At 61.3% G+C, this 16,902-nt stretch carries 14 protein-coding genes and 1 pseudogene; 11 read left to right on the plus strand and 4 right to left on the minus strand.

Annotated features, from left to right (window positions below):
• Positions 1-107 precede the first annotated feature (107 nt).
• The 6 genes from msrA (at position 108) to KAQ61_RS06995 (ending at position 5,406) form a co-directional block, all read left to right on the plus strand.
• On the plus strand, positions 108-641 hold the full coding sequence (gene msrA / locus KAQ61_RS06970; RefSeq protein WP_042419740.1) for a peptide-methionine (S)-S-oxide reductase MsrA: 534 nt from the start codon (positions 108-110) through the stop codon (positions 639-641).
• Positions 642-715: 74 nt separating this feature from the next.
• Positions 716-1,216, plus strand: coding sequence for a transcriptional repressor (locus tag KAQ61_RS06975; protein WP_244983015.1), 501 nt, complete (start codon positions 716-718; stop codon positions 1,214-1,216).
• Positions 1,213-1,518 carry a hypothetical protein gene (locus tag KAQ61_RS06980; protein ID WP_210930988.1) on the plus strand — a complete coding sequence of 102 codons (306 nt, stop codon included), beginning with the start codon at positions 1,213-1,215 and terminating at the stop codon, positions 1,516-1,518. The genes KAQ61_RS06975 and KAQ61_RS06980 overlap by 4 nt, the downstream gene beginning before the upstream one ends.
• A gap of 36 nt (positions 1,519-1,554) precedes the next feature.
• On the plus strand, positions 1,555-1,920 hold the full coding sequence (locus KAQ61_RS06985; protein ID WP_052662704.1) for a hypothetical protein: 366 nt from the start codon (positions 1,555-1,557) through the stop codon (positions 1,918-1,920).
• Positions 1,921-2,221: 301 nt separating this feature from the next.
• Entirely contained in the window at positions 2,222-4,300 is a 2,079-nt protein-coding gene (locus tag KAQ61_RS06990) for a TonB-dependent receptor (protein ID WP_210930990.1), read from the plus strand.
• 161 nt (positions 4,301-4,461) lie between these two features.
• Positions 4,462-5,406 carry an AEC family transporter gene (locus tag KAQ61_RS06995; protein WP_045267890.1) on the plus strand — a complete coding sequence of 315 codons (945 nt, stop codon included), beginning with the start codon at positions 4,462-4,464 and terminating at the stop codon, positions 5,404-5,406.
• 216 nt (positions 5,407-5,622) lie between these two features.
• Here the strand turns inward: KAQ61_RS06995 and pdxH are convergent, their stop codons facing one another.
• Positions 5,623-6,270, minus strand: a complete 648-nt coding sequence (pdxH, locus tag KAQ61_RS07000; RefSeq protein WP_154162846.1) for a pyridoxamine 5'-phosphate oxidase — start codon at positions 6,268-6,270, stop codon at positions 5,623-5,625.
• A gap of 151 nt (positions 6,271-6,421) precedes the next feature.
• Between pdxH and KAQ61_RS07005 the strand changes: the two genes are divergently transcribed.
• Positions 6,422-6,937 (plus strand): OmpA family protein, encoded by a 516-nt coding sequence (locus KAQ61_RS07005; RefSeq protein WP_051519271.1) that lies wholly within the window; start codon positions 6,422-6,424, stop codon positions 6,935-6,937.
• 418 nt (positions 6,938-7,355) lie between these two features.
• The gene (locus tag KAQ61_RS07010; RefSeq protein WP_210930992.1) at positions 7,356-8,954 is read left to right on the plus strand and encodes a phosphoethanolamine transferase; all 1,599 of its coding nucleotides are present in this window, start codon (positions 7,356-7,358) and stop codon (positions 8,952-8,954) included.
• A gap of 162 nt (positions 8,955-9,116) precedes the next feature.
• Here KAQ61_RS07010 and gloA read toward each other — a convergent pair whose 3' ends face one another.
• Together gloA and KAQ61_RS07020 are read right to left on the minus strand one after the other, a co-directional pair.
• Positions 9,117-9,569 carry a lactoylglutathione lyase gene (gloA, locus tag KAQ61_RS07015; protein WP_045266784.1) on the minus strand — a complete coding sequence of 151 codons (453 nt, stop codon included), beginning with the start codon at positions 9,567-9,569 and terminating at the stop codon, positions 9,117-9,119.
• Between the two features lie 44 nt (positions 9,570-9,613).
• Positions 9,614-10,604 (minus strand): annotated as a pseudogene (locus KAQ61_RS07020) (IS481 family transposase).
• A gap of 172 nt (positions 10,605-10,776) precedes the next feature.
• Here KAQ61_RS07020 and KAQ61_RS07025 point away from each other — a divergent pair.
• The 3 genes from KAQ61_RS07025 to KAQ61_RS07035 all read left to right on the plus strand — a co-directional run bounded on the left by KAQ61_RS07025 (position 10,777) and on the right by KAQ61_RS07035 (position 15,802).
• Positions 10,777-11,766, plus strand: coding sequence for an IS481 family transposase (locus tag KAQ61_RS07025; RefSeq protein ID WP_210930994.1), 990 nt, complete (start codon positions 10,777-10,779; stop codon positions 11,764-11,766).
• Between the two features lie 137 nt (positions 11,767-11,903).
• Positions 11,904-13,100, plus strand: coding sequence for an EAL domain-containing response regulator (locus tag KAQ61_RS07030; protein ID WP_210930996.1), 1,197 nt, complete (start codon positions 11,904-11,906; stop codon positions 13,098-13,100).
• Complete coding sequence (locus KAQ61_RS07035) at positions 13,097-15,802, plus strand: PAS domain S-box protein (protein WP_210930998.1); 2,706 nt, start codon at positions 13,097-13,099, stop codon at positions 15,800-15,802. The genes KAQ61_RS07030 and KAQ61_RS07035 overlap by 4 nt, the downstream gene beginning before the upstream one ends.
• Here the strand turns inward: KAQ61_RS07035 and KAQ61_RS07040 are convergent.
• Positions 15,794-16,768, minus strand: coding sequence for a MerR family transcriptional regulator (locus KAQ61_RS07040; protein ID WP_210931000.1), 975 nt, complete (start codon positions 16,766-16,768; stop codon positions 15,794-15,796). The genes KAQ61_RS07035 and KAQ61_RS07040 overlap by 9 nt on opposite strands.
• Positions 16,769-16,902 lie beyond the last annotated feature (134 nt).

Raw genomic sequence — 16,902 nt, forward strand, 5'->3', positions numbered from 1 at the left:
GAAAGCCGTGCCACCAGCGTCAAGCCCGGTGAAGACCTGCACTGTCCTACAGGCCTGAACCGGGCCCCGGGTTTTCTGCGACCGGCCACTGGGTGTAAAAATGCAGCATGCAAGAAACCATTTATTTCGGCGGCGGGTGCTTCTGGTGCACGGAGGCGGTGTTCGACCGTGTTCACGGCGTGCTGGACGTTGAAAGCGGCTACGCCAACGGCCATGTGCCCCATCCTAGCTACGAACAGGTGTGCGAAGGCACGACGGGCCATGCCGAAGTGCTGAAGCTGGTGTTTGACCCCGCCCAGATCGGGCTGGACCTGCTGTTGGAGATTTTCTTCGGCACGCACGACCCGACCACGCCCAATCGCCAGGGCAACGATGTGGGCACGCAGTACCGCAGCGCCATCTACACCACCAGTGAGGCCCAGCTGCAGGTGGCGCGCGATTTTGTGGACATGCTGAACCAGCGCCTGCTGTTCGGCGTGCCCGTGGTCACCGAGGTGCAGCCGCTGGACAACTACTGGCCGGCCGAGGCCTACCACCAGGATTACTTTGCGCGCAACCCGCACCAGGGCTATTGCGCCTATGTGGTCGGCCCCAAGGTACAGAAGTTTCTGCAGACTTTTGCCCAGTACGCCAAGCGCTGATTGCGCTGAAAGCTATTGTTTTTGAAGAGGTGGATTGCAGGCATAATGCAACCGAGTTGCGTTAACTGTCTGGCATGCCCACTTCCCATCCCGCCCTTGCACCCTTGACCCTGCCGGCCGGCCTGCGCGCCACGCGCGCCGTGCAGGCTTTGCTGTCGCTGCTGCCTGACCAGCCGACACAGGGCTGGACGGAAGGGGCTGTGGAGGCCGCCCTGCACCAGCAGGGCGTGGCCGTGAACCGCGTGACGGTCTACCGCGCGCTGGACCGTTTTTGCGCGGCCGGCCTGTTGCAGCGCAGCGTCGATGGCCAGCGTGTCACGCGCTATTGGCTGGCAGCCCCTGTGGCGCACGACCATGCCGCCCCGCACATGGAATGCAGTGGCTGCCACCAGCCGTTCCAGCTGGGCGAGGGCAGTGCCGCCGTCCAGGCCGCGCTGCAGGCGCTGCGCCAGGCCCTGGCGCACAGCGGTGTGCGCAACCCCACGCTGGATGTGGCCGTGCAGGGCGAATGCGCCCAGTGCGCCGCCGAGACCAGCCCCCCGGTTTCTTCACCACCCTCAGGGAACTCTCCATGAAAACTTTGATTGCCACCGTGGCCGCAGCCTGCCTGCTGGCCAGCCCCGTCTGGGCGCACGAACACGCGCCTGCGGGCAAGGCCCAGCCTGCGCCGGCCCACAGCCATACGGCGCCAGCACCCCAACTGGACGCCCACACCCAGGAGGACATCGAACGCCACCGCGGCATGGCCCGTGCGCACGAGCAGGCCGCCCAGTGCCTGGCCAGCGGCAGCAAGTACGACGACTGCCAAAAGCAGCTGCAGACCGCCTGCAAGGGCCTGGCCCTGGGCAAGAACTGCGGCATGCGCCACGCCCACTAAGCCCGAACGACCGCACGAATGTTGGTGAAATTTCGCATGCAACGCCTGCTCGCGCCCTGGATGGCGTGGTGGCTGGCCCTGGCCGTGGTGCTGGCACCGGCCCTGGGACGCATGCACGAGGTGCTGCACGCACCGCTTCTGCCTGAGCGCCACGCGCCGCAGGCTGTCCCGCACGCCCACCAGCACGCCCACGGGGTGGCGGCCTGGTTTGGGGAACATACCCAGGCCGAATGTCTGGTGCTGGACCAACTGGGACATGGCGCCGCCAGTCCCGCGCCCCTGGTGCTGGCCAGCCAAAGCCTGCCCGCCCACCCTCCGGCCTGGACCAGCACGGCCCACCTGCTGCCCGCGCCGCGCACCGTCTTCCTGGCCCGCGCTCCGCCGGCCGGCCCCCTGGCCTGACACGGCCACCGCTCTCTTCGTTTCGACCGAATCGCCTGGACCACCGCCGGTGTGCCCGCCGCTGCGCACGCGCGCTGCTTGGCAGCTGCCCATCGCGCAGGCTTGGCACGTCCGACGGCGTCAGTCGATTCAAAAAACAGAGCTGCCAGCGCTGATTGCATCAGCGTAGACAGCTGATTTGACTCCCATTTATTTAAAAGCACAGCTGCGGCTTGTCCGTGGGCCGGGTGCTGCGTGCTGCCGGGTGGCCGATGAGGGACCGGGCGGCAGCGCCTGCCTGCGTCTGTGCCTGTGACCGACCATGAAACCTCTGAATCCTTTGCCCGCCGCCCGCTCGGCGCTGCGTGCCCCCCGCCAGTTCCTGCGCCACCACCCGGTGGCCCTGGCCATCACCCTGTCCGCCGGCCCGCTGTCGCTGGCCCAGGCCCAGACCCCCGATGCGCCCGAGGCGCAGCTGCCCGGCATCACCGTGACCGCCACCGGCCTGGGCCTGAGCGCCCAGGACATGGCGGCGCCCATCAGCGTGCTCGAAGGCCAGGCCTGGCAACTGCGCCGCACCGCCACGCTGGGCGACAGCCTGACGGGGGAGCCCGGCATCCACGCCACGCACTTTGGCGCCGGGGCCAGCCGCCCCATCATCCGCGGCATGGATGGCCCGCGCGTGGGGGTGCTGGCCAATGGCATGGAGCTGCACGATGCCTCCACCATCAGCCCGGACCACGCCGTGGTCACCGAAACCCTGCTGGCCGAGCGCGTGGAAATCCTGCGCGGCCCGGCTGCCCTGGTGCACGGCGGTGCCGTGGGCGGGGTGGTCAACGTGGTGGACAGCAAGGTGCCCACTGCCTTGCCGGCCAACGGCCTGGAAGGCAGTGCCGAAGTGCAGTGGGGCAGCAGTGCGCGCGAAAAAAGTGGCGCCGTGGGCCTGAGTGCTGGCACCGGCCCGCTGGTGCTGCGCGTGGAGGCCGCCACCCGCGACGCCGGCGACTACCGCGCCGGCCACGGCTGGCGCAATGAGGAGGGCGGGCGCCGCGTGACCGGCAGCGACAGCCAGAGCAGCACCGGCACCGTCGGCCTGTCCTGGGTGGGCACCGATGCCTACCTGGGCGCGGCCTACACCAAGCAGGCGGCGCAGTACGGTCTGCCGGGCCATGTGCACAGCGATTGCCACCCGCATGGCGACCACCTGCACTGCGGCGGCCATGGACACGGCCATGCCCACGATGAGCACGAGGAGGTGCCGGTGGTCGACCTGCACAGCTACCGCTGGGACCTGCGTGGCGAATGGCGCAACCTGGCGCCGGGGGTGGAGGCCGTGCGCCTCAAGGGCAGCCACACGCGCTATGCCCACGACGAGCTGGAAGACGGCGTGGCCGCCACCCAGTTCCGCAACCGCGCCCACGACCTGCGGCTGGAGGTGCAGCACGCGCCGATTGCCGGCTGGCGCGGCGTGGTGGGGCTGAGCAACGGCCAGCGCAGCTTCAGCGCCGACGGCGAGGAGGCCTATGTGCAGCCCACGCGCACGCACAAGCTGGGCCTGTTCCTGCTGGAGGAATACCAGATCGGCGCCTGGAGCTGGCAGGCCGCGCTGCGCCACGACCGCCAGACGGTGCGGGCCCAGGACGATGCGGTGGAGCGCTCGCACCAGGGCCTGTCGGCCTCGCTGGGCACGGTCTGGCGCTTTGCCACGGGCTGGCAGGCCAGCGCCTCGTTCAGCCGTGCGCAGCGCATGCCCACGGCCGAAGAGCTGTTTGCCAACGGCCCGCACCTGGCCACCAACAGCTGGGAAGTCGGCAACGCCCAGCTGGGCCGCGAAACCAGCCAGGCCTGGGATTTTGGCCTGCGTAAAACCCGTGGGGACACCACGTGGAGTGCGAACGCCTTCCACCACCGGGTGCAGGGCTACATCTATGGCCGCACCGTGGATGCGCACGACGGCTTCCAGCTGCAGCACTACACCCAGGCCGACGCCCGCTTCACCGGCGTGGAAGGCCAGGTGCGCCAGCGCATCAACCGCTTTGTCGGCGTGGGCGTGTTCGGTGACCTGGTGCGCGCGCGCCTGGCCGAAGGCGGCCCTCTGCCGCGCATCCCGGCCGCCCGACTGGGCGTGCGCGTGGACGCCAGCTGGCGCGGCTGGGAAGGCCTGGCCGAGTGGGTGCAGGTGGCCCGCCAGGACCGCACCACGGCCTATGAAACGGCGACTGGCGGCTACGGCATGCTGAACCTGATGGCCAGCTACCGCTTCAACGGCAGCCCGCTGGAGCTGACGCTGAAGGCCGAGAACCTGACCGACCGCCTGGGCTACGCCCACACCTCGGCCATCAAGCAGGCGGCGCCGCTCAAGGGGCGCAACCTGAGCGTGGGGCTGCGCATGGCGTTCTGACGCGCAGGCGTCCCCGGTGTGCGCTGCCAGCCCCGCGGCAGCGCATATGATCCCTGGCACCGCACGGCGCACCGGCCACAAGCTGGGTGCGCCGTGCCTGCAAGCCGCGACGGGCAGGGGGCCGTGGTCGGGCTGCCGCTTTCTCGAGATTGGTATTGATTGTGGATACGCCTGCGTTGACGGCCTTGCTGCCGGTGGTCTTGTTGATTGTTCTGGGGTTCATCACCGCCAAGCTGGACTGGGTGCGGCCCGCCGCGGTCAAGGACCTGACCAACCTGGTGTTCTACATCCTCACGCCCGCGCTGCTGTTTCGCACCATGGCGAGCGTGAAGCTGGGCGAGCTGGATTTCAGCCCCATCCTGGTCTACTTCCTGGCGGTCGGCCTGGTGTTTGTCGGCACCATGCTGGTCTTCGGCTTCAACACCCTGGCCGCCGCACGCGCCCTGGCGCACACCTTCAGCAACAACGTGATGATCGGCATCCCGCTGGTCGGCCTGGTCTACGGCCAGGAAGGCCTGGTCACGCTGCTGACGCTGATCTCCGTGCACGCCCTGGTGCTGCTGGGCAGTGGCACCGTGGTGTTCGAGCTGGCCCAGGCCCGGCAGTTCAGCAGCGAAGGCCGGCCCCAGGGCCTGGCCCGCACCCTGGGGCAGGCGATCAAGAACAGCGTGATCCACCCGATTCCCCTGCCCATCATTGCCGGCCTGCTGTACGCGCAGACCGGCTGGGGCATTCCCGGCGTGGTCGACAAACCGCTGCAGCTGCTGGGCAGCGCCCTGGGGCCGATGGCTTTGCTGCTGGTGGGCATCACCCTGGCCTACAGCAAGCTGGGCAGCATGATCCGCCCGGCGATGCGGATTGCCGTGGTCAAGACCGTGGTCCACCCCATCCTGTTCCTGGGCGTGGCGTGGTTGCTGGGCCTGCGCGGCATTCCCATGGCCGCCATGGCCCTGGCGGCCGGCCTGCCGGTGGGCGCCAATGTCTACATCTTCAGCCAGCGCTATGGCGTGGCCCAGGAAGAGGTGACGGCCTGCATTGCGCTGTCGACCGGCTTGTCGCTCTTCACCCTGCCCGTGGTGCTGCTGGTGCTGGAGCGGCTGCGCTGAAGGCATGACCGCCCGCCGTGCGGCCAAGCGGCGGGCGTGACCAAGGCACGCAGAGCCCGAGCGCTTCAGGGCCTGCGTCCCCGTGTCGATGGGGCAGTGGTCGTATAAAAGTGAGCTGCTGGCACCCGCCAGCAGTGACTATTGGAAGGTTTTATCCTTCAAAAGCAATATTGGCCTGCGCAAGCCGCTCTTGTTTTGGATGAAGCGACCGCGCGCTCAGGGCGCCAGCCGCTCGCGCAGCCACTGGCCGTCGTGCAGCGCATAGCGCAAGCGATCGTGCAGGCGGCTCTTGCGGCCTTGCCAGAATTCCCAGCGGTCAGGCACCAGGCGGAAGCCGCCCCAGTGCGGCGGGCGGGGCGGGTTCAGCAGGAATTGCGCGCCGTATTTGGCGGCGTTCGCTACCAGCACGCTGCGGCCGCTGATGACCTGGCTTTGCGGGCTGGCCCAGGCGCCGATGCGCGAGTCGAGCGGACGGCTGTGGAAGTAGGCATCGCTTTCCTCGGCGCTGACGCGTTCGACACGGCCCTCGATGCGCACCACGCGCTCCAGCTCCACCCAGTGGAACTGCAGCGCCGCAAACGGGTTGCCCCCCAGCTCCTGGCCCTTGCGGCTGCCGTAGTTGGTGTACCAGACGATGCCGCGCTCGTCATACCCCTTGATCAGCACCACGCGCGTGCTGGGGCGCAGGTCGCTGCCCACCGTGGCCACGGTCATGGCGTTGGGCTCGTTCACCTGGGCATTCACGGCTTCTTGCAGCCATTGGTCAAACTGCTGCAGCGGGGCCGCGTGCGACGCGTCCTCGTTGAGTTCGGCGCGCTCGTAACTTTTGCGCAGATCGGCAATGTGGGCGGAAATTTGGCTCATGGGCCCGATTGTGCACCCACCGTTTGTCACCGCCGATGCTGTGCGATGCCCGTTTTTTTGATTTCGCGCAGCGTAAATAGATGCTGTCAACGTTAGAAAATGTTAAAAACAGCTGCTTGACCCCTGAGAACAACAACGTTGAGGAGCCTCCATGCCGCCCGTGCCGCACACCCATCCCCCCCTGCTGACCCTGGTGTTCTCGGCGGCCGTGATGGCATTGACCGTGTCCTACGCCGTTGAAGCCAGCTCTTCCGACGCCGCCAGCGTGGAGCAGGGCCCGGGCAAGGCGCCGTACGAGCCCCCCACGCTGGCCGCTTCGGCGGTGGTGCTCAACAAGGTGGCGGCCTACCGGGTGGACCAGGGCGTGGTGAAGTTCTTCTTCGCATCGGGCAAGTCCCAGCTGGTGCAAGGGGCCGACCAGGCCCTGCAAGACATCGTGGCAGCCGTGCAGACCGGCCGGCGCGTGCAGATTTCAGGTTTTCACGATGCCACGGGAGATGCGCCCTCGAACGCCGAGCTGGCCAAGCAGCGTGCCCTGGCGGTCCAAAAGAAGCTGCTTGAACTGGGCGTGCCCGCCGCCAGCATCCTGCTGCAAAAGCCTGCTGTCACCGTCATCCTCGGCAGCTATGCCGAGGCACGCCGGGTAGAAGTGACCTTGATCGAATGAGGCCGCCTGAGCGCTGCCACCATGCAAAAAGCCCCAGGCCATGTGTCTGGGGCTTTTTGCATGGTGGACAGCCAGAGCGTTGACCTGAAGGGGGTTGCAGGGATCGTGCTGTGCGCTGGGCCGTATCGTGCACCGCATCCCAGCAGGCTTGAACAGCACAGCACCAAAACATCCTTTTGCCGCTGCCCAAGCTGCCGCCACTGGACGTGCTTGGACGCCGCCAGCCATGGCGGGCCTGTTCGTCGCGGCGCGCGGAGCTGGATGCACCCGCGGCGATGCGTGGTCCAGCATTCGGCCTGTACGGAGCCCCATAGCCCGATCCTGAGGTCTCACCCTTGCGCGCAGAAGGGCTTACTTTTGCACACATAGAATCCAAAAAATTGATGGGCATACATGCTCAGGTTGGACGGATGAGCGTATGCACCAAATCTTGGGTGCTGCCGGCCTTGTCGCGCTGGTGGCTGTCTTTACCGTGCACGGCTATGAGGGACGACGCATAGGGCAGGTGCTGCTGCTGTTTGCGCCGGCTGTTCTGGGCTTGCTATGGCCTGTACGGAGCACGCTATGGCGTCGACTGCGCCAAGCGCTGGCCTGGGTTTGGACCCTCATCTTCCTGGTGGATGGGGCCGTGCGAGGGCTGTTGGCGGATCTGTACGGTGCCGCGCCCGACAGTTCACTGGTGCTGGGCGCCATTGCCAACAGCAACCCACGCGAGTCGGGCGAATACCTGCATGCCGTCTGGCGCAGTGTGCTGGTCTGGGCGTTGGCCGTCATCGGCAGTGGTGCTGCCGCGTGGTGGCTGGTCCGGTGGGCAGGACTGGCCAGCGGCGCAAGATGGCCAAAACCGGCGGTGATGGCTTTGTGCGTGGCGCTGCTGCTGGTCAGCGTTGGCTACGCCAGCAAGCCATGGCGACGCCACCACCCGATCGCTTTCTGGACGCAGTGGATGTTTTCCATCCAGCAGCTGCAACAGGGCCTGGCCAATCAGCAAGCGAGGCGAGAGGCTGCGCTGGCACGTGCCCATGCACTGGCGCCCACAGTGCAAGTGGCCGGCCATTCCACCGTCGTGCTGGTGATTGCGGACAGCATCAACCGCGACAACATGTCCATCTATGGCTACAAGCGCGCGACCACCCCGCATCTGGCCAGTCAACTGCGTGGGCTGGACGGAGAAATGCTCATGCTGCGCAATGCGTGGTCGGTGGATGCCAGCACGCTGCCGGCGTTGGGCAACATCTTTGGTTTTGGGCAGCCCGATGCGCAGGATGCGCAGCACTTGCTGGCGGTGGCCCGCGCGGCAGGCTACAAGGTCTGGTGGATTAGCAACCACGATGACCTGGGCATAGAGCAGCAGCATGCACGTGTTGCCGATATTCAGGATTTCGCGAATCGACAGCCGGGGCGTACCAGCAGCTCCTTGGACGGCGAGCTGCTGGATAACCTGCAACGCGCACTGGCCGATGCGACGCCCCAAAAGTTGATCGTGGTCCATCTTTTGGGGGCTCATCCGCACTACCGCTTGCGCTTTCCTGCGGGGCAGAACCCGTTTGACGATGAAAGCGATGCTGTGGATCAGCAACTGCAGACCCAGGGGCGGCCGAGCTGGGTGCGACAGTTCCGCCATGATTACGACGCGGCATTGCTGTATCACGACTTCGTCGTGTCAGAGACGTTGGCGCTGACACGGAATATCCGCTCTGCGGACGGCTATGCCGCCTGGGTCTATATGTCAGACCATGGGCAGGAGGTGGGCCACGGCCGCAATCATGCAGGCCACAGTCCACTCAGCGCTTCAGGCTATCGCATCCCCATGCTGCTATGGAGCACCCAGCCTTCGTGGCAAAAGGACCAGGGCATTGGCAACCGGCCTTTTCGCGCGGACTGGGCCGCCTGGACTTTGGCGAACGTGATGCGCTTGACATGGCCCGGTCAAACCATCTCCAACGATGTGCTGAGTGAGGCATACGTATGGAGCAAGCCCCAGTTGCCCATCGTGGTCGACTCCTTTGAACGTTGACGCCTGCATTGCATGCCCTGTTGGCATGGAGCTTCGGCTGCGGCACGCCAGGCATTCAAAGTCCGATGCCGGATGCACGGCAGCTGTAAATAAAAGCCCCCTCCGGCCTGAGGCCAGAGGGGGCTGCTATGCATTGACGGCGTCTTAGGGCCGCGCAACTGCTCAGGCGTTGCGCAGCGGGTCGAAGGTGGCGCCGGCGTCTTGCTGGTGCTCCTTCGCGTGCGCCCGCGAGTTCATTTGGATCAATTCGATCTTGTAGCCGTCTGGATCGGTCACGAAGGCAATCACGGTCGAGCCACCTTTGACGGGACCGGCTTCGCGCGTGATGTTGCCACCTGCGGCGCGGATCTTGTCGCAGGCCGCGTAGGCGTCGGCCACCCCAAGCGCAATATGGCCATAGGCCGTGCCCATGTCGTAGCTGTCCGTGCCCCAGTTGTACGTCAGCTCAATCTCGGCCTGGCCAGGGTTGCCACCTTCGTAGCCCAGGAAAGCCAGCGAGTATTTGTACTCCGGGTTCTCAGACGTGCGCAGCAATTGCATGCCCAGCACCTTGGTGTAGAAGTCAATCGAGCGTTGGAGGTTGCCAACGCGCAGCATGGTGTGAAGGATTCTCATGTTGCCTATTGTGCATAAAGCACCGTAGCGATCCGGCGCATGCCTTAGAAAACCCCAAAGGGCCATGTCTGTCTGTCAGGTCCCGGATGATTGCGCACGTTCTTGACGAATAAATCAGGTGCTTTCATCTTCCATTTTTTGAGTGCTTGGACTGGGGCTTCATGCCCCAGTGCCTTTTGTGGCAAGTGGTGGTTGTACAGCCAGACAAACCTGTGCAGTGTCTTCTCCAAATCCTCTGCGCTGTTGAAGTGATGCGAGCGCAGCACCTGGCTCAGGCGGCCATTGAAGCGCTCAACCATGCCGTTGGTTTGCGGCGTCTTTGGCTTGGTCAGCCGATGCTCTATCCCCAATGCTTGGCATAACTGGTCGAATTCGTGCTCGCCTGAGGGCTGACGTGTGCGGCTTCCAAACAATCGGTCTGTGAACTCTTTGCCGTTGTCGGTGAGGATGGTGTGGATCTTGAACGCTGCAGCTTTGCGTACGGCAGCCAAGAAGGCTTTGGCGGATGCTGCCGTCTTGTGCTGCTTGATATCAATGAACACCCAGCGTGTAGCTCGATCGATGGCAACAAAAACATAGCGGCGCTTGTCCTCAAGCGTGCATCTGGGGCAGGTACTTCACATCTACATGTACATAGCCAGGCTCATACGCCTTGAAGGGTTTGTGCTCGCCCTCAGGCTTGGGCTGTATGGGCAATCTGGAGTGGCCTCGTCTGCGCAGCAAGCGATCCAGCGCAGAACGGCTCATGGCAGGCTCAATAAACTCCCGCACCACTGCCAGCAAATCATCGAGCGGCAGCAGCAGTTGGGTGCGCAGATAGACCACCAATTCTTCCTGTGCCGCATTGAGCGTGGTCTGCAATCGGTGCGGCGTATGACTGGCATCGTGCACCGTAGTGCGATGACGCCACTTGCGCACCGTGTCCAGGCCAATGCCGTATTGCTGGGCCAACTCCCGGTCAGTGCTACTGGCTTGCTGCAATGCACGTCGTGTAGCAGGCGTGGTCGTTGCGTTCTTGTGTAGAGCAATCAACATAGCGGCTCCTTGGAAGACGATTGCCATGTTGCCACAACAGCCTGCAGCACTTGTCTGCTATGTGTCGGGTCCCGGACGATTGGCTGCTTAAAAACAAGCGTCCGTTGCTGCATGGCCGAGAGGTACTGCAAGCAGTTCTGGCAACATGGCAATCCCGTGCCAAGGAGTTGCCATGCTGATCAGCCTTCATAAGAACGCTACGACCACACCTGCCACCCGTTTGGCATTGCAGCAAGCCAGTGGTACTGATCGAGAGTTGGCGCAGCAATACGGCATTGGCATAGGGACCGTGCGTAAGTGGCGGGGCAGAACCACGGTGCATGACGCCAGCCACACGGCCCACCGCCTGCAAACGACTCTCAATGCAGGGCAGGAAGAGCTGGTTATTTATCTGCGCAGCCAGCTGCGGCTACCTCTGGATGACTTATTGGCGGTGGTGCGAGAGTTCATTGAGCCTGCCATGAGCCGCTCGGCGCTGGATCGCTTGCTGCGCAGACGAGGCCACTCCAGATTGCCCGTACAGCCCAAGCCTGAGGGCGAGCACAAACCCTTCAAGGCGTATGAGCCTGGCTATGTACATGTAGATGTGAAGTACCTGCCCCAGATGCACGATGAGGACAAGCGCCGCTATGTTTTTGTTGCCATCGATCGAGCTACACGCTGGGTGTTCATTGATATCAAGCAGCACAAGACGGCAGCATCCGCCAAAGCCTTCTTGGCTGCCGTACGCAAAGCTGCAGCGTTCAAGATCCACACCATCCTCACCGACAACGGCAAAGAGTTCACAGACCGATTGTTTGGAAGCCGCACACGTCAGCCCTCAGGCGAGCACGAATTCGACCAGTTATGCCAAGCATTGGGGATAGAGCATCGGCTGACCAAGCCAAAGACGCCACAAACCAACGGCATGGTTGAGCGCTTCAATGGCCGCCTGAGCCAGGTGCTGCGCTCGCATCACTTCAACAGCGCAGAGGATTTGGAGAAGACACTGCACAGGTTTGTCTGGCTGTACAACCACCACTTGCCACAAAAGGCACTGGGGCATGAAGCCCCAGTCCAAGCACTCAAAAAATGGAAGATGAAAGCACCTGATTTATTCGTCAAGAACGTGCGTAATCATCCGGGACCTGACAGCTATGGAGCAACGTGCGCTTGGTTGTAAGCAGCCAATTATCCGGGACCTGACATCTGTCTAAGGGTAAGCAATAGGCTGCGGTACCGCCTGCGGTAGGCTGCAGCTTTTTAAACTATGTACATCCGTGTCACCCTAGTTGACTTGCGCCTAGACTGGTGCACCCCATGAGCCAAGCTGAAAACACTCTATTAATCCTAGATGATGATGCGGCTGTTGCTCAGACGATTGGCTTTATTGCCAAAGGTCTTGATTTTTCGGTACATCATTTTGAAGATCCAGAGCCTTTTTTCGAGGCTTTGTTGATGCTGCAACCTTCGCACGTTGCTCTGGATCTCATCATGCCCCGCATGGATGGGATTGAGGTGCTGAGACGATTGGCGCAGACAGGCTGCAATGCCAGCTTGATTCTTACCAGCGGCATGGGGCAGAAGGTGCTGGAGTCGGCCCAAGCTACTGCGTTTGAGCGTGGACTGAATATTGTGGGTGTCCTGCCCAAACCGTTCAGGCCCCAGGCGCTGCGCGAACTGCTCACACAGCACCAAACCAAGCAACGTCCCGCCGTTCATTTTTCCACAGCTCCAACCGTTGCCTTGCTGGCCACTGCGATAGAACAAAAGAAGCTATCGATCGTGCTGCAACCGAAAATGGACATTCACAGCCAGCGGATCGTCTGCGCCGAAGTGTTGTCGCGCTGGAATGATCCTGAGTTGGGCATTATCCCCCCGGATACATTTATCCCGCTGGCCGAGTCGCATAGTCTGATGCAGGCATTGACCGCCTGCGTACTGGATCAAGCCCTGCAGTGGTTCGTTAGCAGCCCGCTTTTTGCATATGGCAGTTTTGCCATCAACCTGTCGACCAGCTGTCTGGTGGATGTCCACTTGGCCGACCGCATCGAGGCGGCCTGTCTCAACCTCGATGTGGCGCCACAAAAACTGATATTGGAAGTCACAGAATCCACCGCCATGGATCGAACGGCCGATTGTTTTGACACGCTGACAAGACTGCGCTTGAAAGGCTTCAGGCTCAGTGTGGATGATTTTGGAACTGGCTACTCTTCTTTGGCACAGCTGGCGCGTATGCCTCTTTCTGAAATCAAGATTGACAAGTCTTTTGTCATGAAACTGCAATCATCTGCGGATGCATTGAAGATTGTCGATGCCACCATCCGCATGGCCAAAGGCATGGGTCTGACCAGCGTTGCAGAGGGCGTTGAAAATGAAGAAGTGCTGAATACCTTGAAGTCGCTGGGCTGCTCGTTGGCGCAAGGCTATTTTATTTCACGTCCACTGCCAGCGGCTCAATTTGATATTTGGCTGAAAGAGTATCGTGCGGCATTCAAAATAAATGCTGAATCATGATAAAAACATTTGAAAATTTTGGTGCATCGATTAATACGAAATTTTTTCCGAGCAGCAATAATCAAAAAAAATTAGACAATAAACATATTTTTATTTTTTGGACTGCGGTCGGTGCTCTGACACAGTTGCTGGTTTTTTGTGGGGATATGCTGACCCCCCTCGGGTTTGCGCATGGAATTTTATACGCGCCCGCAACCTTTTTTGGCTTATTCGCGAACAGAGTGATTTCGATTTGGTTGATCGGTTCGTTGGGGATGCTAGGGACAGGATTGGGAATTTTTTATAGCAACGGAACTTTGCCCAACGTCGGCTATGAATATATTCTTCTCAACCGATTATTAGGTTGGGGTACTATTATTGCATCGGCTGTGGCAGCCATGATTCTTTTGCGGTTGCGACGTCAACGTCGTGTCTCCCAAGTGGCCTTGGAAGATACTGCCTCTTTGTTACAGGTGGCGAGCACTGTTGGTGGATTGGGTGGCTGGCGTGTGAAGCTTCCAGAGATGGAATCGTATTGGTCCGCAGAGGTTTTCAAAATATTGGGCCGCCCGCATGGTACGGTTCCCGATATAGACACCATCATCGGGTGGTACGCTGAAAAATATCAGGCCGATGTTCGCGATAAATTTAAAAAATGTGTTTTCGATGGCCACCCGTTCGATACTGAGATACAGGTGATTCATCCAGATGGTACGCCCCATTGGGTGCGTTTGGTCGGAGAGGCTGTTTGGAACGATCAAGGGGAGATTGAAGCTGCGCAAGGTGCTGTACAAGATATTGACAAACACAAGGCTGTACAAAGAGAAATAGAAAGCAGTCGCGAAGAGTGGCAGTTGCTTGCAGAGTCGGTGCCCATGATCGTCTGGACGACGAACTCTCTGGGACGCATGAGTTACGTGAACCAGTTTGCTGCCGGATACATGGGAAGCAATGCCAGGCAATTGATCCAAGAAGGCTGGTGGCAATACGTGCATCCTGACGACAAGCCCAACGCCAAAGCAATCTGGAAAAATGCGCTGATGACGGTGCAACCGTTTCTCGCCGAATTCCGGGTGCTGCGCCACGATGGCACATGGCGCTGGCATTTGGCGCGTGCCGTGCGGGTGGATGCATCCCAAGGCGCACAGTGGTATGGAACCGCCATGGACATCCAGGACTTCAAGGAAGCCCAGGAAACGGGTTCACAACTTGCCAGCCGCTTGGTCGAAACCATGGAAAGCGTGGCAGATGCCATCTTTGTGCTGGACCACGACTGGATTTTCACTTACATGAACCGCCAATGCGAGACGGTTCTGGAACGTAAGCGTGAAGAATTGCTGTCGCGTTGCATCTGGGATGAGTTTCCGCAAGCCAGGGATTCCAAATTTCAACTGGAATATGAGCGATGCGTGAAAGAGCATGCCACTGTTCGCTTTGATGCGGAATATGCGCTACTGAAAAAGCATTTCGAAGTCAGTGCATATCCGCATCAAGGGGGGGTGATTGTCTATTTTCGGGATGTGACAACGCAAAAACGTTTGGCCGAACAATTGCAGCAAGCCCAGCGCATCGACGCGCTCGGGAAGTTGACCGGCGGCGTTGCACACGATTTCAACAATCTTTTGACCGTGATATTGGGCAACGCGGAAATCTTGGCAGAGCAATTCGCGCCCTCGACACAAGAGCAGGCGCTGACCCAGATGATTTCCGCTGCCGCACAGCGCGGGGCTGAGATGACCCAGCGCTTGCTGACGTTCGCGAGCAAACAATCCCTGGAGCCCCAGGTGCTGGAGCTCAATACCCTGGTCAAGGACATGAGCCCTTTGCTGCGTCGTTCGCTGGGTCAGCAAATCTGGGTCGAAACCATTTACTGTGACGGGCTGTGGCCCACGTTGGTGGATCCAGGGCAGCTGGAAATGGCTTTGCTGAATCTGGCCATCAATGCCCGGGATGCCATGCCGAATGGAGGGCGTTTGCTGATTGAGACCAGCAACACTGTCCTGGATGAAGACTATGCTGCACAGCACATGGATTTGCAGGCCGGACCGTATGTGATGCTGGCGGTCTCCGATACCGGGCAGGGTATTTCAAAAGAAAACCTGGCGCGTGTGTTTGAGCCTTTTTTCACAACCAAGGAGCAGGGTAAAGGCACAGGTCTGGGGCTTCCGACGGTGTATGGCTTTGTCAAGCAGTCACGCGGTCATGTCGCGATTTACAGCGAAATCAACCAAGGGACCACGGTGAAAATTTATCTGCCGCGTTGCCTGGAAAATGACCGCTATACGCCAGCTTCGGCCGTGCATGAAGTGCGCCACGATGGACAGGGGCGCCTGGTGCTCTTGGTTGAAGATGACGCACAGGTGCGACAAATCAGCCGGCGCCAGCTGGAAACACTGGGTTATGCCGTGATTGAGGCAGAAAACAGCCAGCAAGCCTTGCACCAATTGGTTTGCGAGCCCGATATTGCGCTGCTGTTCACCGATGTGGTCATGCCCGGTGGCATGAGCGGCAGCGAATTGGCGCATCAAGCGCGCACTTTGCGGCCCGATTTGCCGGTGCTTTTTGCTTCAGGCTACACCGGCCATGCCATGGTCCACCATGGTGGTCTGGGGGCAGGGGCCCTGCTGCTGCCCAAGCCTTATTTGCGCTCGCAGCTGGCAGATAAACTGGTGCAGGCGTTCAAGTCGGCAGCAACCATTGACTTGGACAGCAGCTTACCCTGAGTGAGGCCGCGAGCCGTTTCTCCAGTTCTGCAGCGCATCCCGCAAGCCATGCAGTGATGGCATGGCCACAATCCCGTCCATTGGGGACTGGTACAGTGCCGCGCTATTGCCCCCGACCCACAGTGCCGTGTCGCGGGGCAATCTTTGGCGCAGCTCGCGCAGCGAGGCTTTGACCACTGCCCCTGGCTGGTTGTTGGTAAAGCTCAAGCCCACGACATCGACGCGATGCGCCAGGGCGGCTTGTACCACGTCCGTCAAGGGTGTCTGTGTGCCCAGTGACACGCAGTGGCAGCCCTCCAGGACCAGCATCGCCTCGACCATCAGCAAACCCAGGCTGTGCATCTCCTGCGGCAAGGTGGTCAGCAGCACCTTCGGGCCATGCGACCGTGGCGGTGGTGGAAGGGTGGCGATCGCCTGCCGCAGCACGACGGAGATGGTTTCCGTGTACAGGTGCTCTTCAAATACTTGAAAGCGTCCTTGGGCCCAAGACTCGCCCACGGCAATCGTCAGAGGCACCACCAAGTCCGTGACGAACGCTGCCAGTCCCATGCGCAACTGGGCCTGTGCCAGTTGATGGCGCAGGCTGACCTGGTCATGTGCGGCAATCGCGACCAGCCAGTCTTCCAGCGGCACCGTGGTCTCTGCGCCTTGGGGTGGCCGCGCCGGCATGACCGTGGCTGGCATCGCAGGCGTTCCAGGGACCAGCAGCGCTTGCAGCGCTGAGAGGTCCAGGCCCACGACCTTGCTGGGACGCATTCCGGACGCCAGCAGTCGACTGATCAGTACCAGTTGCTCAACCTGGTCAGAGGGGTAGAGGCGATCTCCAGCACTGTCGCGCAGTGGTTGTGGGAAACCATAGCGTTTTTCCCAGACACGCAGCGTGTCTTTGGACAGTCCCGTCTCGCGTTCAACCGCCGCAATCGGCAATCCGGGTGTGGACGGGCTGTCCGAAGCAAAGGCATTCATGAGGGCTCCCGCAGGTTCAGCGCCGCTGCAGCAGACAAAAGGTGAGCAGTCAAGCACATGGACAAAACCATGGTGGACAAAGTGAGAATTTTCATTAATTGTCTAAGACAAATAGAATTTTGTCTAATCAAACT

The sequence above is a fragment of the Comamonas aquatica genome (genome assembly GCF_018064205.1).
GTDB lineage: Bacteria > Pseudomonadota > Gammaproteobacteria > Burkholderiales > Burkholderiaceae_C > Comamonas > Comamonas aquatica.

Bases quoted from the DNA above. Each gene is read 5' to 3' on its own strand.
- msrA (WP_042419740.1), top strand. From the start codon at position 108: ATGCAAGAAACCATTTATTTCGGCGGCGGGTGCTTCTGGTGCACGGAG.
- KAQ61_RS06975 (WP_244983015.1), top strand. From the start codon at position 716: ATGCCCACTTCCCATCCCGCCCTTGCACCCTTGACCCTGCCGGCCGGC.
- KAQ61_RS06980 (WP_210930988.1), top strand. From the start codon at position 1,213: ATGAAAACTTTGATTGCCACCGTGGCCGCAGCCTGCCTGCTGGCCAGC.
- KAQ61_RS06985 (WP_052662704.1), top strand. From the start codon at position 1,555: ATGCAACGCCTGCTCGCGCCCTGGATGGCGTGGTGGCTGGCCCTGGCC.
- KAQ61_RS06990 (WP_210930990.1), top strand. From the start codon at position 2,222: ATGAAACCTCTGAATCCTTTGCCCGCCGCCCGCTCGGCGCTGCGTGCC.
- pdxH (WP_154162846.1), bottom strand. From the start codon at position 6,270: ATGAGCCAAATTTCCGCCCACATTGCCGATCTGCGCAAAAGTTACGAG.
- KAQ61_RS07005 (WP_051519271.1), top strand. From the start codon at position 6,422: ATGCCGCCCGTGCCGCACACCCATCCCCCCCTGCTGACCCTGGTGTTC.
- KAQ61_RS07010 (WP_210930992.1), top strand. From the start codon at position 7,356: ATGCACCAAATCTTGGGTGCTGCCGGCCTTGTCGCGCTGGTGGCTGTC.
- gloA (WP_045266784.1), bottom strand. From the start codon at position 9,569: ATGAGAATCCTTCACACCATGCTGCGCGTTGGCAACCTCCAACGCTCG.
- KAQ61_RS07025 (WP_210930994.1), top strand. From the start codon at position 10,777: ATGCTGATCAGCCTTCATAAGAACGCTACGACCACACCTGCCACCCGT.
- KAQ61_RS07030 (WP_210930996.1), top strand. From the start codon at position 11,904: ATGAGCCAAGCTGAAAACACTCTATTAATCCTAGATGATGATGCGGCT.
- KAQ61_RS07035 (WP_210930998.1), top strand. From the start codon at position 13,097: ATGATAAAAACATTTGAAAATTTTGGTGCATCGATTAATACGAAATTT.
- KAQ61_RS07040 (WP_210931000.1), bottom strand. From the start codon at position 16,768: ATGAATGCCTTTGCTTCGGACAGCCCGTCCACACCCGGATTGCCGATT.